14 protein-coding genes are annotated in these 14,713 nt (G+C 71.5%); 9 read left to right on the forward strand and 5 right to left on the reverse strand.

What is annotated here, in order from left to right; all coding sequences use genetic code 11:
• Positions 1-38: 38 nt before the first annotated feature.
• Together ACFU95_RS06640 and ACFU95_RS06645 are read right to left on the reverse strand one after the other, a co-directional pair.
• Entirely contained in the window at positions 39-581 is a 543-nt protein-coding gene (locus tag ACFU95_RS06640; protein WP_383822682.1) for a YbaK/EbsC family protein, read from the reverse strand.
• Complete coding sequence (locus tag ACFU95_RS06645; RefSeq protein WP_383822684.1) at positions 527-1,534, reverse strand: DMT family transporter; 1,008 nt, start codon at positions 1,532-1,534, stop codon at positions 527-529. Before ACFU95_RS06645 ends, ACFU95_RS06640 begins: the two co-directional genes overlap by 55 nt.
• Before the next feature lie 92 nt (positions 1,535-1,626).
• On the opposite strand from ACFU95_RS06645, the gene ACFU95_RS06650 reads away from it, so the two are divergent.
• The 3 genes from ACFU95_RS06650 to ACFU95_RS06660 all read left to right on the forward strand — a co-directional run bounded on the left by ACFU95_RS06650 (position 1,627) and on the right by ACFU95_RS06660 (position 4,240).
• On the forward strand, positions 1,627-2,532 hold the full coding sequence (locus ACFU95_RS06650) for a LysR family transcriptional regulator (RefSeq protein ID WP_383822687.1): 906 nt from the start codon (positions 1,627-1,629) through the stop codon (positions 2,530-2,532).
• A 133-nt stretch (positions 2,533-2,665) separates the two neighbouring features.
• Entirely contained in the window at positions 2,666-3,310 is a 645-nt protein-coding gene (locus ACFU95_RS06655) for a DNA alkylation repair protein (RefSeq protein ID WP_383822950.1), read from the forward strand.
• A gap of 90 nt (positions 3,311-3,400) precedes the next feature.
• A complete protein-coding gene (locus tag ACFU95_RS06660; RefSeq protein ID WP_383822690.1) occupies positions 3,401-4,240 on the forward strand; it encodes a DUF1206 domain-containing protein in 840 nt (279 codons plus the stop codon).
• An 83-nt stretch (positions 4,241-4,323) separates the two neighbouring features.
• Here ACFU95_RS06660 and ACFU95_RS06665 read toward each other — a convergent pair whose 3' ends face one another.
• Complete coding sequence (locus ACFU95_RS06665) at positions 4,324-5,187, reverse strand: phosphotransferase enzyme family protein (RefSeq protein WP_383822693.1); 864 nt, start codon at positions 5,185-5,187, stop codon at positions 4,324-4,326.
• 195 nt (positions 5,188-5,382) lie between these two features.
• Here ACFU95_RS06665 and ACFU95_RS06670 point away from each other — a divergent pair, with 195 nt between their 5' ends.
• The 5 genes from ACFU95_RS06670 to ACFU95_RS06690 all read left to right on the forward strand — a co-directional run bounded on the left by ACFU95_RS06670 (position 5,383) and on the right by ACFU95_RS06690 (position 10,816).
• On the forward strand, positions 5,383-6,318 hold the full coding sequence (locus ACFU95_RS06670; RefSeq protein WP_383822695.1) for a carbohydrate ABC transporter permease: 936 nt from the start codon (positions 5,383-5,385) through the stop codon (positions 6,316-6,318).
• Positions 6,319-6,344: 26 nt separating this feature from the next.
• Positions 6,345-7,178 carry a carbohydrate ABC transporter permease gene (locus ACFU95_RS06675; RefSeq protein ID WP_383822953.1) on the forward strand — a complete coding sequence of 278 codons (834 nt, stop codon included), beginning with the start codon at positions 6,345-6,347 and terminating at the stop codon, positions 7,176-7,178.
• Positions 7,178-8,464: an ABC transporter substrate-binding protein gene (locus ACFU95_RS06680; RefSeq protein ID WP_383822698.1), complete on the forward strand. Its 1,287-nt coding sequence runs from the start codon at positions 7,178-7,180 to the stop codon at positions 8,462-8,464. Before ACFU95_RS06675 ends, ACFU95_RS06680 begins: the two co-directional genes overlap by 1 nt.
• Positions 8,465-8,780: 316 nt before the next feature.
• Positions 8,781-9,569, forward strand: coding sequence for an ErmE/ErmH/ErmO/ErmR family 23S rRNA (adenine(2058)-N(6))-methyltransferase (gene erm / locus ACFU95_RS06685; RefSeq protein ID WP_383822701.1), 789 nt, complete (start codon positions 8,781-8,783; stop codon positions 9,567-9,569).
• On the forward strand, positions 9,566-10,816 hold the full coding sequence (locus ACFU95_RS06690; RefSeq protein WP_383822703.1) for a glycosyltransferase: 1,251 nt from the start codon (positions 9,566-9,568) through the stop codon (positions 10,814-10,816). Before erm ends, ACFU95_RS06690 begins: the two co-directional genes overlap by 4 nt.
• 9 nt (positions 10,817-10,825) lie before the next feature.
• Here ACFU95_RS06690 and ACFU95_RS06695 read toward each other — a convergent pair whose 3' ends face one another.
• The gene (locus tag ACFU95_RS06695) at positions 10,826-11,776 is read right to left on the reverse strand and encodes a zinc metalloprotease (RefSeq protein WP_383822706.1); all 951 of its coding nucleotides are present in this window, start codon (positions 11,774-11,776) and stop codon (positions 10,826-10,828) included.
• A gap of 237 nt (positions 11,777-12,013) precedes the next feature.
• Here ACFU95_RS06695 and ACFU95_RS06700 point away from each other — a divergent pair, with 237 nt between their 5' ends.
• A complete protein-coding gene (locus tag ACFU95_RS06700) occupies positions 12,014-12,334 on the forward strand; it encodes a hypothetical protein (RefSeq protein WP_383822709.1) in 321 nt (106 codons plus the stop codon).
• 66 nt (positions 12,335-12,400) lie between these two features.
• Here the strand turns inward: ACFU95_RS06700 and ACFU95_RS06705 are convergent, their stop codons facing one another.
• Positions 12,401-14,668 (reverse strand): MMPL family transporter, encoded by a 2,268-nt coding sequence (locus tag ACFU95_RS06705; RefSeq protein WP_383822711.1) that lies wholly within the window; start codon positions 14,666-14,668, stop codon positions 12,401-12,403.
• Between the last annotated feature and the right edge of the window lie 45 nt (positions 14,669-14,713).

The following is a 14,713-nucleotide window of genomic DNA, read 5'->3' on the forward strand; positions in this document are numbered from 1 at the left end:
CGGCGTCCTGCTGCCCTGAGCTTCCGCGGCCCCTGCCGTCACAGCTGTGGCGACGCGACCGCCTGTGCCGACGGCGCCGCGATGCGCTCGACGCGGGGCTCGGCCAGCCGTTCGTAGTCCGCGCCCGAGATGAGCAGTGAGCGATCGAGGCGGGCCGCGTTGAAGTACAGCTTCGGCTGGGCCACGACGTCCGGGTCGGCGACCAGTTCGAGGTCCGGATCGAAGCTGAACGGCAGGACCGTGCCGGGGACGGCGCGCGCCAGCCGCTCGGCGGTCCCCGGGTCGCTGAAGCCGACGTAGCGCGCGTCGAACAGCGCCCGGACGGCGTCCAGGTCCACCCGGCGGTCCCCGAGGACGACCGCGAGGACGTGACGTGTCGTGCGCCGGTCCACCTTGACCCGCAGCACGATGCATTTCGCCGCTTCGGAGGCGGGGTGGCCGCGCAGCGCGCAGACGGCTTCGGTGGCGCCTTCGGGCTGGTGGTCGATGAGGCGGTAGGCGACGGAGGAGGAGTCGAGCAGCGAGATCAGGTGCTCGTAAGTGTCGTGGTGGGCGCTGCCGTCGTGGCTGCGGTCGGGCATGCGGAGTCCTTGTCGAGGGGGCGGGGCGGGGTGTCGGGCGAGGTGGGGGGCGAGGGGCGCCGCGGTTCGGGTGCGCCGCGGTGCGCCCTTTCCACCGCCTGCCCCCAGTACGTGCCGGCGACCAGCAGGGCCGCCCCGAGGCCGGTGAGCGGGCCGAGGTGGTCGCCGCCGAGGGCCACTCCCACCGCGACGGCCCACACCGGCTCGGTGCCCAGTAGCAGGCTGGCCCGGCTGGCGGAGGTGCGCTGCACGGCCCAGGTCTGGGCCAGGAAGGCGAACACGCTGCAGAACAGGGCGAGATAGACGAGCTGGGTCCAGGTCGCCGGGTCGGCGTGGACGAGCGTCGGCAGGTCGAGGGCCGCGACCGGCAGGAACAGGGCCGTGCCGACGAGGGTCTGCACGGTTGTCAGGTGCAGCGGGCGGATCGTCCGTCCCGTGGTGAAGCGGCCGACCAGTGCGACATGCACGGCCCGGATCAACGCGGCGCCGAGCATCAGCAGATCGCCCAGGCGCGGCGCGTGGAAGCCGTTGCCGGACATCAGCAGCCCGACGGCCAGGACGCACACGCCGGTCGCGGCGAAGAAGGACCCGGGCAGCGCGCCGCGACGGCCGCCGCGGTCGAGGAGCGGAGTGAGGACGATGGTCAGGCTGATGATGAGACCGGCGTTGGCGGCGCTGGTGTGGGCGACGCCATACGTCTCCACGACCAGGACCGCCGCCTGGGTCACGCCCAGGGGCACACCGGCCCGCAACTCCTCACGCGTCCACCGGCGCTGCCCGCGCCGCCGGGAGGCGACCACGCCGAGACAGGCGAACGCGGAGAGGGCGTAGCGGGCGAACAGCACCAGCAGGACGGGGAGCGCGGCGGTGGCGGTCTGGGCGGACAGATAGCTGGAACCCCAGACGAGCGCGACAAGGAGGAGTACCGCATCGGTACGGCGGACGTCGGACACCGGCCCACGATGCACCGGAAGCGTCCATGAAGCCCAGTACCACCTTCTAAAACGATCATTTAGCGGCACTACATCGTCCCTACACTGAGGCGATGGACGAACGGCAACTGCGGATCCTGCGGGAGCTCGGCGAACTGGGCAGTGTCACGGCGGTCGCCGAGGCCCTGCTCGTGACGCCGTCGGCGATCTCCCAGCAGCTACGGCTGCTCCAGCGCGCGATCCCGGTACCGCTCACCGAGCGTCAGGGGCGCCGGCTGGTGCTCACCGACGCCGGACAGGCACTGGCCGCCGCGGCCGTGGAGGTGGAGACGGCGCTCGCGCGGGCACGGCACACCGTCGAGGAGTTCGTCGGGCAGCCGGACGGGGAGGTGTCGGTGGCGGCGTTCCACAGCGCGGGCGCCGCGTTCTTCCCGTTGCTGCTCCGCGCGCTCGCCGGGCCGGGCCGTCCGGTGGTCAGGCTCGCCGACGAGGACGTACCGCAGGAGGACTTCCCGCGCCTCACCCGGGAGTACGACGTCGTCCTCGCCCACCGGCTGGACCACGCGCCGCCCTGGCCGGACACGGTGGCCATGACGACGCTGCTGCGTGAGCCGCTCGACGTGGCCGTGCCCGCCGATCACCCGCTGGCCGCCAAGCGCCGGGTCACCCCGCGCGACGTGGCCGACGAGCCGTGGATCACGGTGCACGACGGTTTCCCGGTCCTGGCGGTCATCGAGGCGGTCGCCGCCGCGGCCGGCCGCCGCCTGCACCTCGCTCACCGCATCAACGAGTTCGCGGTGGCGGCCGAGGTCGTGGCGGCCGGCGGCGGTATCGCCCTGATGCCCCGCTGGACGGTCCGCCCGCATCCGGCGCTGGTCCTGAAGCCACTGAGCGGAGTCCAGGCGAGGCGCCACATCGACGCGCTCTACCGTCCCGAACGCACGGCCCGCACAGCGGTCCGCACCGTCCTCACCGAGCTGCGCCGTGCCGCGCGGGGCATCCAGAACGCAGGGCCGTGAGGGCGTGCGGGCGTGAGGGCCAGGATCGGTGGCCGGATTTCGCCGTGGCCTCGTAGGCTGACATCCCGCACGTGAGGGACAGGAGACCGAGGTGGCCGAGGCGGCGCTGACCGGGACGACGGTGGCCGAGGTGATGGCCGAACTGGCCGGGCTCGACGACCCCAGGATCCGTGCGGTGAACGAGAAGCACGGTGACGACCACGGTGTGAACCTCGGCAAACTGCGCGCGCTCGCCAAGCGGCTGAAGACGCAGCAGGACCTCGCGCGCCGGCTCTGGGCGACGGATGACACCGCGGCGCGGCTGCTGGCGCTGCTGATCTGCCGTCCGAAGGCGTTCACGCGGGATGAGCTGGACGCGATGGTGCGCGAGGCGCGCACACCCAAGGTGCACGACTGGCTCGTGAACTACGTGGTGAAGAAGAGCCCGCACGCCGAAGAGCTGCGGTCGGCCTGGTTCGCCGATCCGGATCCCGTGGTCGCGAGTGCCGGCTGGGCGCTGACCACCGAACGCGTCGCGAGGAAACCGGACGGCCTCGACCTCCCCGGACTGCTCGACCTCATCGAGGCGGAGATGAAGGACGCCCCGGATCGCCTCCAGTGGGCGATGAACCACTGCCTGGCGCGGATCGGTATCGAGCACGCCGAGCACCGCACCCGTGCCCTCGCCATCGGTGAGCGCCTGGAGGTGCTCAAGGACTATCCGACGTCCCCGGGCTGCACATCGCCGTTCGCGCCCGTCTGGATCACCGAGATGGTGCGCCGACAGAGCGGTGCGTGACGGGGGTGTGACTCCCTGACCGACGGCAGGACCGTGCGTGCCGAGTGTGTGACGGCCCAGCCGGGGCATCCGGACTGCCGGGAGGTCTGCATGGACATGAGTGTGCGGGCAGGGGCCGGACGTCTTCGGGCCCGGCGGGCGGCGCGGGGTTCGGTCACCGAGGGAGCGGCGCGGGCCGGACTGGCCGCCCGGGGCGTGATCTATCTGCTCGTCGGCGCGCTGGCGCTACAGGTCGCCTTCGGCGACACGAGCGAACAGGCGGACCGCGGCGGGGCCCTGGCGGAACTGTCGCAGCGGCCGTTCGGCTCGGTGCTGCTGTGGGCGCTGGGCATCGGACTGGTCGGCATGGCGCTGTGGCGGCTGTCCGAGGCGATCTTCGGCTCCGTCGGGCAGAACGGCCGCAGCGCGCCCAAGCGGCTGCTGGCGACCGTCCGCTTCGGGTTCTACGTCTTCGTCGCCGGTTCCGTGCTGTCGTTCGCGGCGAGCGGGGACCGGAGCGGCGGCGGATCCAGCGACCAGCAGTCCCGGGACGCCACCGCCCGGGCACTGGAGCTTCCCGGCGGCCAGTGGCTGGTCGGCGCGGCCGGGGTCGCCGTCGTCGTGGCCGGCGGCTGGATCGGCGTGAGGGCCGTCCTGCGCAAGTACCACGACGAGCTCCGGCTCGGGCAGATGGGCCACCGGACGCGGCAGCTGGTGGATGTCACCGGCGTGGCCGGCGGCGCTGCCCGGGGGCTGGTGTTCGCCGTGGCCGGTGTCTTCGCGGTCCGCGCGGCCATCGCCTACGAACCCGACCGGGCCAAGGGGCTGGACGACACCCTGCGCACCTTCGCCGACACCCCGCTCGGCCCCTGGCTGCTGGTCTGCGTCGCGGCCGGGCTGGTGCTGTTCGGCGTGTTCTCCTTCGCCATGGCCCGCTGGCGACGGGTGTGAGCCGATGCCGCTGAGCCGGTGCCGCTGAGCCGGCGGTCTGCGTCGCGTGCGAACGGGCCGGGCAGCCGCGGGAGCCGTCGCGCTCAGAACGGATACCACCGCACCGTCTCGTCGCCCTCGCGCAAGGACGCCACCCGCCGCTCGAACTCCGCCAGCGCCTTCGGACTGCTCGGCGCGTGCTGAGCCACCCACGCGCAACTCGCCGTCTCCCGCGCCCCGCGCAGCACCGCGCACCCTTCCCATTCCCGCACGTCCCAGCCGTACGTCTCGACGAACGACCGGTAGGCCGCCGCGGGCAACCCGTACCGGTCACGCGAGAGCGCCATGACCACCAGATCGTGCTCGCGCAGGTCGGCCGAGAAGGTCTCCAGATCCACCAGCACCGGTCCGTCCGGGCCGACATGCACGTTGCGAGGCAGCGCGTCCCCATGGATCGGCCCCGGTGGCAGACGAGGCGTCAGCCCCGCCGCGGCGGACGCGAACCCGTCCCTCCGCTCCCGCAGATACGCCGCGTCCGCCGGGTCGATCGCGTCCCCCGCCAGCCGCAGCCACCGCTCCACGCCCCCCAGCAACTCACGGGGCGGCAGCTCGAACGAGGGCGCGGGCAGGGCGTGCACGACCCGTAGCAGTTCGGCCAAATCCCGTGGCTCGGCGGGCCGTACGGGATCGGGCAGCCGGTGCCACACGGTCACCGGGTGCCCCGCCACCAGCAGCGCCTTGGGCTCGGCCGCCCGCACCGCCGGCACGCCCGCCTCGGCCAGCCACCCCGCGATGTCCAGTTCGCGCCGCGCCCGGCCCAGGAGTTCGGCGTCACGGCCCACCTTGACGACCAGGTCACCGGCGGCGAACACCGCGTTCTCGCCCAGGGCGAGCAGCCGCGCGTCCCGCGTCGAAGCGGGCAGTACCGCCGCCTCGGCCAGTACGTCCCGCGCCCGTGCCTCGTCCATCGCCTGCCTCCGCATCCCGCCCGGCCTGTCCCACATCGACACGTAATGATCCGTACCGAGGGTGTCCAGTTCTCGCCACCCGCCGGTCAGTCTCGCATTTCCACAGGTCGGACCGCGTGCGCGCGGCCTTGACGGGGTACGGCGCCTTCACGACCATGACGGGGCCCACCCGCGCCGTGCAAAGGGGCTGATTCCGTGACATCGGTGACCGAGGCGGAGAGGTCGGTGAGACCTGCGCCCGACCCGAGGAGACGGTGGCGCGTCACGGATCACGGTGCCTGGTTCCTCGTGCTCCCCGCGCTGATCCCCATCCTGGTCCTGAGCGTCGGACCGCTGCTCTACGGCATCCTGCTGTCCTTCACCGACGCCCAGTCCGGACGGACCCAGCCCACCCAGTGGATCGGCGGCCTCAACTTCCGGGACCTGCTGCACGACACGCTGTTCTGGGAGTCGTTCCGGATCGGTCTGGTCTGGGCCGTCGGCGTCACCGTGCCGCAGTTCCTGCTGGCGCTCGGCCTCGCCCTGCTCCTCAACCAGGACCTCAAGCTGCGCTGGCTGGCCCGGGCCCTAGCGATCGTCCCGTGGGCCATGCCCGAGGTCGTCGTCGGCGTCATGTGGCGGCTGGTCTACAACCCCGACGCCGGCATCCTCAACGAGACGATCCGCGACCTGGGCCTCGGCGACGGCCGCGACTGGCTCAGCGGGCTCGGCACCGCCCTGCCCGCCGTCATCGTCGTGGGCGTCTGGGCGGGCATGCCGACCACGACGGTCGCCCTGCTCGCCGGACTGCAGAACACCCCGCGCGAACTGCACGAGGCGGCGGCCGTGGACGGCGCCGGCGCCTGGCGCCGCTTCCGCACGGTCACCTGGCCCGCCCTCAGGCCGGTCGCCCTCGCCATCACGGCACTCAACCTGATCTGGAACTTCAACTCCTTCGCCCTGGTCTACGTGCTGACCAGCGGCGGCCCCGGCGGCCGCACCCGGCTGCCCATGCTCTTCGCCTACGAAGAGGCCTTCCGCTACGGGCAGTTCGGCTACGCGGCGGCGATGGGATGCGTGATGGTCGCGGTCATCTCGGTCTGCCTCGCCGTCCTCCTTGTCGGACGGCTCAGGGGAGGTGACGACGCATGAGCGGAGCCACCAGGGCGAGCGGCGCCATGAGGACGAGCCGAACCGGCCGTATCGGCCAGTACATCGCCCTGCTCGCCTACCTCCTCTTCCTCGCCCTCCCCTTCCTCTGGCTGGTCTCCACCGCCTTCAAACCCCCGCGCGAGCTGGGCAGTCTGCATCCCACCTGGATCCCGAAGGACCCCACCCTCGCCAACTTCCGCCAGGCCTTCGACGAACAGCCCCTGCTGCACGCGGCCCTCAACTCGCTGATCGCCGCGCTCGGCGCCGCCCTGATCGCCGTACTGCTCGCGACCCCGATGGCCTACGTCATGGCCCGCCGCCGCACCCTGCTCGCCCGCGCGGCGACCGGCTGGGTGGTCGTCAGCCAGGCGTTCCCGCTGGTGCTGGTGATCATCCCGCTGTTCCTGGTCCTGAAGAACCTGCGGCTGATCAACTCGGTGCCGGGGCTGATCATGGTGTACGTCGTGTGGGCGCTGCCGTTCGCGCTGTGGATGCTCGTCGGGTACGTCCGTGCCGTGCCGCCCGAGCTGGAGGAGGCGGCGGCGGTCGACGGGGCGGGGCGGGTCCGGACGCTGGTGTCGGTGACCGCGCCCCTGCTGGTGCCGGGGATCGTCGCGACGGCGCTGTTCGCGTTCGTCACGGCGTGGAACGAGTTCTTCTTCGCGCTCGTACTGCTGAAGACACCGGAGAAGCAGACCCTGCCGGTCGTCCTCACCCACTTCATCGGCGCGGAAGGGGTCGCGGACCTCGGCCCGCTGGCCGCCGCCGCGTTCCTCGCGACGCTGCCCTCGCTGGTGGTGTTCGCGGTCATCCAGCGGCGGATCACAGGCGGCATGCTCGCCGGGGCGGTGAAGAACTGATGCGTACGAGACTGCTCTGGGCCCTGGTCCTGCCGATGGCCCTGCTGCTCGCCGGATGCAGCGGCGACGACGGCGGCGGGTCCGGCGGTCCGATCACCCTGCGCTTCCAGTCCCTGGCCTGGCAGGAGGAGTCCGTCGAGGTCAACAAGGAGCTGGTGAAGGAGTGGAACGCGGCCCATCCGGACGTCAAGGTCGAGTACGTCCAGGGAAGCTGGGACAGCGTCCACGACCAGCTGCTCACCTCCTTCGAGGGCGGTGAGGCCCCCGACATCATCCACGACGCCTCGGACGACCTCGCCGACTTCGCGTACGGCGGCTACCTCGCCGATCTGACCGACCTGCTGCCCCGGCGGCTCAAGTCCGACATCCCGCGGCACAGTTGGGACACGGCGACCTTCGACGGCCGGATCTACGGTGTGCCGTTCCTCCAGGAGCCACGGGTGCTCATCGCCAACGCGAAGTGGCTGAAGCAGGCGGGCGTACGCGTCCCCACCCCCGAACAGCCCTGGAGCTGGGCGGAGTTCCGGAAGGTCACCGAGCAGCTGAGCGGGGACGGCAGGTACGGCGTCGCCTGGCCGCTCAAGGAGCCCGTCTCCGCCTCCCTCAACCTGTCGCTCTCGGCGGGCGGACAGCTCTTCCACCGCGGCGCCGACGGCAAGGTCACCGTCCGCTTCGGGACGGCCGACGCGGTGATGCCGAGCACCGTCCACGACCAGGTCAACACCGACCGCAGCGCGTCGCCCACGACCCTGGGCAGCGGCGGCTCGGACACGCTGCCCGGCTTCTTCGGCGGCCGTTACGCGATGGTCCCGCTCGGCTTCTCGTACCGCCAGCAGATCGTGCAGCAGGCGCCGAAGGGCTTCGACTGGCAGGTGCTGCCCGCCCCGGCGGGCGCCGACGGGCTCGCCCAGGGCGTCAGTCCGCAGACCCTGTCCATCGCCGCGGACAGTCCGCACCAGCGGGAGGCCGCCGCGTTCGTCGACTTCCTGCTGCGGCCCGCGAACATGGTCCGGCTGGCGCTGGGCGACTGGATGCTGCCGACCGGGACCCAGGCGCTGAAGGACCCGGCCCTGCACACGACCGAGAACGACTGGGCCACCGGCACGGCCCTCGCCGCACACCTGCGGCCGGCGCCCGCGCAGTCGGTGCGGGGCTATCCCGAGTGGAAGGACAAGGTCGCCACGCCCGCCTTCCAGGAGTACTACAGCGGAGCCATCGGACTCGGCGAACTGCGTGAGCGCCTGGAGGACGAAGGGAACCTGGTACTGGCGCGCTACCAGCGCTGACGCCCTCCGCCACCGGCACCACCCGGCCGCCACCAGCGCCGACGTAATTCGGTTGTCCGCGTCACCCCGGCACGCCTAACGTGCCGTCCGTGGCAGCGAACAACTCGATCACCATCACCGGTCTCGGCCGGGGCTACGCGCACTCCGTACGGATGCGCCGCGGCCCCGGAGCCCTGACCGGCCCGGGGAGCCACGCCCGCTGATGCGTTGATCCGCTGATCCGTCGCGGTCCGCTGCTCCTCGTTCTTCCTCCTGTCTTCCGGTCAGGGCCTTCGTCTGCCCTTTCCCTCTCCACGGAAGACAAGGACCGCAGGCCATGGCCCGCCCCACCCGCGTATCCCGCGCGCTCTCCCAGAACTTCCTCGCCGACCGCGCAGCCGCCGGACAGCTCGCCCGACACGCCGTACCGCACGGGCGCCAGGCATGCCTGCTGCTCGAAGTCGGCGCGGGCAAAGGCGCGTTGACCGAACTTCTCGCCCCGCGCTGTCGGCGCCTTTTCGCCTACGAGATCGACCCGCGGCTCGTTCCCGCGCTGCGCACACGCTTCTCGCACACACCCCAAGTCCGTGTAATCGGCGAGGACTTCCTCGCCGCACGGCCCCCGCGCACGCCGTTCTCCGTCGCCGGGAACGTGCCCTTCTCCCGCACGGCCGCCATCGTCGACTGGTGTCTGCGGGCGCCCGCCCTCACCGAGGCCACCCTCCTCACCCAGCTTGAATACGCCCGCAAACGCACGGGTGACTACGGCAGCTGGAGCCGTCTGACGGTCCTGACCTGGCCCCGCTACGAATGGCGACTGTGCGGCCGCGTCGGGCGGCACAGCTTCCGTCCCGTGCCCCGGGTGGACGCGGGGATCGTACGGATCGAGCGGCGCCGCACCCCGCTGCTCGACGCCGCCGCCCACGCGGGCTGGCGGCACCTGGTCGAACTGGGCTTCTCCGGGGTGGGCGGCTCGCTGCACGCGTCGTTGTGCCGGGCCCACCCGAGGCGACGGGTCGACGCGGCGTTCCGCGCGGCAAGTCTCGACGCGAGGGTCCTCGTCGGAGAGGTGCCGCCGGAGACGTGGCTGAGGCTGCACCACGCGCTGGCGGCAGGGGCCTCATGAAACCGGGTTGCACGAGACGTATCGTCTCGCTTAAGGTCGGGCCCATGACCAGTCCCGCTCACATCGCCATGTTCTCCATCGCCGCCCACGGTCACGTGAACCCCAGCCTTGAGGTGATCCGCGAGCTCGTGGCGCGCGGGCACCGGGTCACGTACGCGATTCCCCCGGCCTTCGCCGAGAAGGTCGCCGGCACCGGCGCCGAGCCCAAGCCGTGGAACTCCACGCTGCCCGGTCCGGACGCCGACCCGGAGGCCTGGGGGAGCACCCTGCTGGACAACGTCGAGCCGTTCCTGACCGACGCGATCCAGGCGCTCCCGCAGCTGGTCGAGGCGTACGAGGGGGACGCGCCCGATCTCGTCCTGCACGACATCGCCTCGTACCCGGCCCGTGTCCTCGCCCACCGCTGGGGCGTGCCCGCGATCTCGCTGTCGCCGTGCCTCGTCGCCTGGGAGGGGTACGAGCAGGAGGTCTCCGAGCCGATGTGGGAGGAGCCGAAGAAGACCGAACGCGGCCGCGCCTACTACGAGCGCTTCCAGGCGTGGTTGGAGGAGAACGGCATCGACCGGCACCCCGATCCGTTCGCGGGCCGGCCCGACCGTTCCCTGGTCCTCATCCCGAAGGCGCTGCAGCCGAACGCCGACCGGGTCGACGAAGCCGTCTACTCCTTCGTCGGCGCCTGCCAGGCCGACCGCACCGCCGAGGGCGACTGGCGGCGGCCGGCCGGCGCCGAGAAGGTCGTGCTCGTCTCCCTCGGGTCGGCCTTCACCAAGCAGCCGGCCTTCTATCGGGAGTGTGTGCGGGCCTTCGGTGACCTGCCGGGCTGGCACCTGGTGCTGCAGGTCGGCCGGCACGTCGACCCGGCCGACCTGGGGGACGTACCGCCGAACGTCGAAGTGCGCTCCTGGGTACCGCAGTTGGCGATTCTGAAGCAGGCCGACCTGTTCGTCACGCACGCCGGCGCCGGCGGCAGCCAGGAGGGTCTGGCCACGGCCACCCCGATGATCGCCGTGCCGCAGGCCGTGGACCAGTTCGGCAACGCCGACATGCTCCAGGCGCTCGGCGTCGCCCGCCACGTCCCGACGGAGGAAGCCACCGCCGAGACGCTGCGGGAGACGGCCCTCGCCCTGGTGGACGACCCCGAGGTCGCCGGGCGCCTGAAGGACATTCAGGCGGAGATGGGCCGGGAGGGCGGGACGCGCCGGGCCGCCGATCTCATCGAGGCCGCGCTGCCGGCTCGGCGCGGATAGCCGGGGCCGTCACACCGTGACGGCCTGGCGGCTGAGGGACAGGCGCGCGTTGTCCAGGGTGGCGTCCATGCGCGCCGCCTGCCCCTTGGTGAACATGAACATCGCGGCGTCGTCCGTGTAGTCCATGTAGTTCATGAACATGTCCCCGTCCGGGGCGTTGCCGCACGTCGTACTGGGGAAGCGCGGTGCGCCGAGGTTGGGCCCCGCCTGGTTGGGGGTGTCGGCCACGAAGTCGCTGCCGCTGCACCCCTCGTCGTCGTCACCCCAGATGTGCCGCAGGTTGAGCCAGTGCCCGATCTCGTGCACGGCCGTACGGCCGCCGTTGAACGGCGCGCCGGCGGTGCCGGTCGTACCGAAGGCGGTGTGCGTGATGACCACGCCGTCCGTGGAGGCGGCGCCGCCCGGGAACTGGGCGTAGCCGAGCAGGCCACGTCGTAGTTGGCAGACCCAGACGTTCAGGTAGACGTCCGCGGGCCAGGAGTCCCGGCCTCCGCTCAGGCTGAACTTGACCAGGTCGTCCGTGTCCCAGTCCCTGTTCGGGGTCTGGGTCCGTGTGATGCCGTCGGTCGGCCGCCCCAGCGGGTCGGTCTGGGCGAGATGGAACTGGATGCGCGCGTCGGCCACCAGGTCCTGCCACACCGCCGGCACCTTGCTGACGTCGGGGTTGGCCGCGCGGAAGTCCTGGTTCAGTACGGCGATCTGACTGTGGATCTGGGCGTCGTCGACATTCTGCTCGGGGGTGTTGTGCACCACGTGCACGACGACGGGAAGATCGACGACGCCCTGCCGGGTGGCTTCGCGCCGCTGTGACTCGTAGCTGAACGCGGTGTTCTCGATCTGCGCACGGTTGCCGGCGTACTCGGGATTGAGCGTCAGAAGCCGGCGGTGCACTTCCATGGCACCGCACCAGCGGCTGTAGTCGGCTGAAGCCGCGCGGAGATAGGACTGCGCATCGGACATGGCTGCGCCCCTCTGAAGGTGTTGGACTTGCCGCGCACACGGCTGCGGAACTGCGCGTCGGACACGCGCTGCGGGGGCGGGCGATGCCGGACGGAAGGGTCGGTTGCCCGCTGCCCCTCGACCCATACACTGATAATCGTAGACATTCCTGGAGAAGAGCGGCAATTTGGGAAGAGCGGCAGTTTTTGTCGAAGACCGGCAATTTCCACGGATGCGGTGAGCGAGGTGGCCGGGGTCATGAGCGAGCCTCCGCCGGGCCTGTTCCGTTCCTGGTTCCACTCCTACGAGGAGGACCACGGCGACGTGCGGGTGTACCGGCCCGACGACTACCCCTTCCCGCCGGCCCGAGGGCGTCGCGGCATGGAGTTCGCACCCGACGGCGCGTTCGTCGACCACCCCCTGGGACGCGGGGACGCTCCCGACGCCGTACCCGGTCGCTGGCGCCTAGGGCCGGACGGCCGGGTCTCGCTCACCTTCGAAGGAGCGCGTCCGGACCGGGAGTTGGAGATCGTGCGCTGCGACGAGGGCGTGCTGGAGGTGCGGCGTCTCACCAGCTGAGGGCACACGCGAAGGGCCCGTCGACTCCCCCGGAGTCGACGGGCCCTTCGCCGCGGGCCGGCCGGGTCAGACAGGCACCCGCTCGCCCTCGTCGTCCCGGGCCGCCTTGCGCGTCACGGCCTCGGGCGCCTCGTCGTGCGTCAGGTCCGGCAGCCGGTTCAGCCACTTCGGCAGATACCAGTTGCGCTCGCCCAGCAGTGCCATGACCGCCGGGAGCAGCACACCCCGGATGATCGTCGCGTCGATGAGGACCGCGGCCGCGAGGCCGACACCCATCTGCTTCATGGACTGCATGGACAGCGTGCCGAAGATCGCGAACACGGCGACCATGATGACCGCGGCGCTGGTGACGACACCGGCCGTGGTGACCACACCGTGCTGGATCGCGTCCTTCGTCGTCCGGCCCCGCAGGCGCGCCTCACGGATCCGCGAGACCACGAACACGTGGTAGTCCATCGACAGGCCGAACAGGATCACGAACAGGAACAGCGGCAGCCAGGTGATGATGGCGCCGACGCCCTCCGCGCCCACCAGGGACGCGCCCCAGCCGTGCTGGAAGACGGCGACGAGGATGCCGTACGCGGCGCCCACCGACAGCAGGTTCAGCACGATCGACGTGACGGCGATCGTCAGCGAGCGGAACGACAGCAGCATCAGCCCGAAGGCGAAGACCACGACGAACGCGAAGACCGGGACGACCGCTCCGGCCAGCTGGTCGTTGAAGTCCTTCGACCCGGCGACCTGCCCGGTGATCGGCGCCTCGACACCGTCCACCTTGCCGAGCGTGGCCGGACGCACGTCGTCGCGCAGCTTGTCCAGGCTCGCGCCCGCCTTGTCCAGGTCGGAGCCGCCGACCAGCGGGACGTACACGAAGGCGATGTTCTGCTCGTCGTGCAGCTTGATCTCCACCGGGCCGCGCGAGGCACCCGAACTGATCGCCCGCTCACGGAAGTCGGCGAGCGCGGACTTCACCTCGGGGGCGTTGATGTCGTCCGCCCTGACGACCACCTCGGCCGGCTCGGAACCGCCCGGGAATGCTTCGTTGAGCCGGTTGTACGTCTGCACGATGGGCAGCGAGTCGCCGAACTCCTTGTCCAGGGTGAGCTGTTCGGTCTTCATCCCGAGCGCGGGAGCCGCGATGGCCAGCAGCGCACCGGCCGCGACGGCGACCGAGATGACCGGCCGGGCGAGCACGCCTTTCAGTACGGCCGTCCAGAACCGGCTCTCGCGGTTGCCGCGCCCCCGGCCCCGACTCCGCCTGCTCTGCGGGTGCAGGAAGGGGATCTTGCCCTTCTCGACCCGCTCGCCCAGCAGCGACAGCAGCGCCGGCAGCACCGTCACCGACCCGACCATGGCGACCGCCACGACCATCAGCGAGGCCAGGCCCATCGCCTCGAACTCGGCGAGCCCGGTGAACAGCATGCCCGCCATCGCCACGCACACCGTGACACCGGAGACGATGATCGCGCGGCCGCTGGTGGCGGCGGCGACCTTCAGGGCGGTCTGCGCGTCCCGCCCGGCCTCGCGCTCCTCACGCTCACGGCGCAGATAGAACAGGCAGTAGTCGACGCCCACGGCCAGGCCGACCAGCAGCATCACGGAGTTGGCGGTGTCGCTCATCGGCATGACATGGCTGACGATGCCCATCAGGCCCATCGTCGCCATGATCGCGGTGACCGCGAGCAGCACCGGCAGCAGGGCCGCCACCAGCGCGCCGAAGGCGATGAGCAGAATGCCGAGGGCCACCGGCACCGCGGAGTACTCGGCCTTCTGGAAGTCGTCCCCGAACGCGTCGTCGAACGTCTTCATCATGCTCGCGCCGCCGATCTCCTCGATCCGCAGCGACCCGTGGTCCTTCTGGACGTCCTCGACGGCCTTCAGCACGGGCTCCACGCGCTCACCCGCGGTGTCGGCCTCGCCGCGCATGTCGAACTGCACGAGCGCGCTGCGGCCGTCCTTCGAGATCGTCCGCGTGTCGTACGGCGACGTCACGTCCGTGACCTCGCCGGTGCCCTCGACCGCCTTCACGACCGCGCTGACCGCCGACCTGAACTCGGCGTCCGTGGCCTTGAGGCCGCCGTCCTTCGCCTGGATCAGGACGGTCTCACCGGCCGGCTCGTCGATCCCGGCGTCCTCGACGATCTTGGCGGCGGTGTGCGTCTCGCCCTTCAGCTGGTCGCTGTCCTTGACGTCGACCCGGCCCGCCGCCGAACCGAGCCCCATCGCCAGGACGACGAACAGCACCCAGATGCCGACGGCGGCCCATCGGTGGCGGGCGCTCCAGCCACCTGCGCGGGCGGCGAGCCCCCGCACTCGCGTGTCTCCGTTCCCCATGACGGGCTTGCCCCCTTGATAACGGTGGCGGCCCCCTGCCGCCCC

The organism is Streptomyces sp. NPDC057623 (assembly GCF_042800355.1).
In the GTDB taxonomy this organism is placed as follows: Bacteria; Actinomycetota; Actinomycetes; order Streptomycetales; family Streptomycetaceae; genus Streptomyces.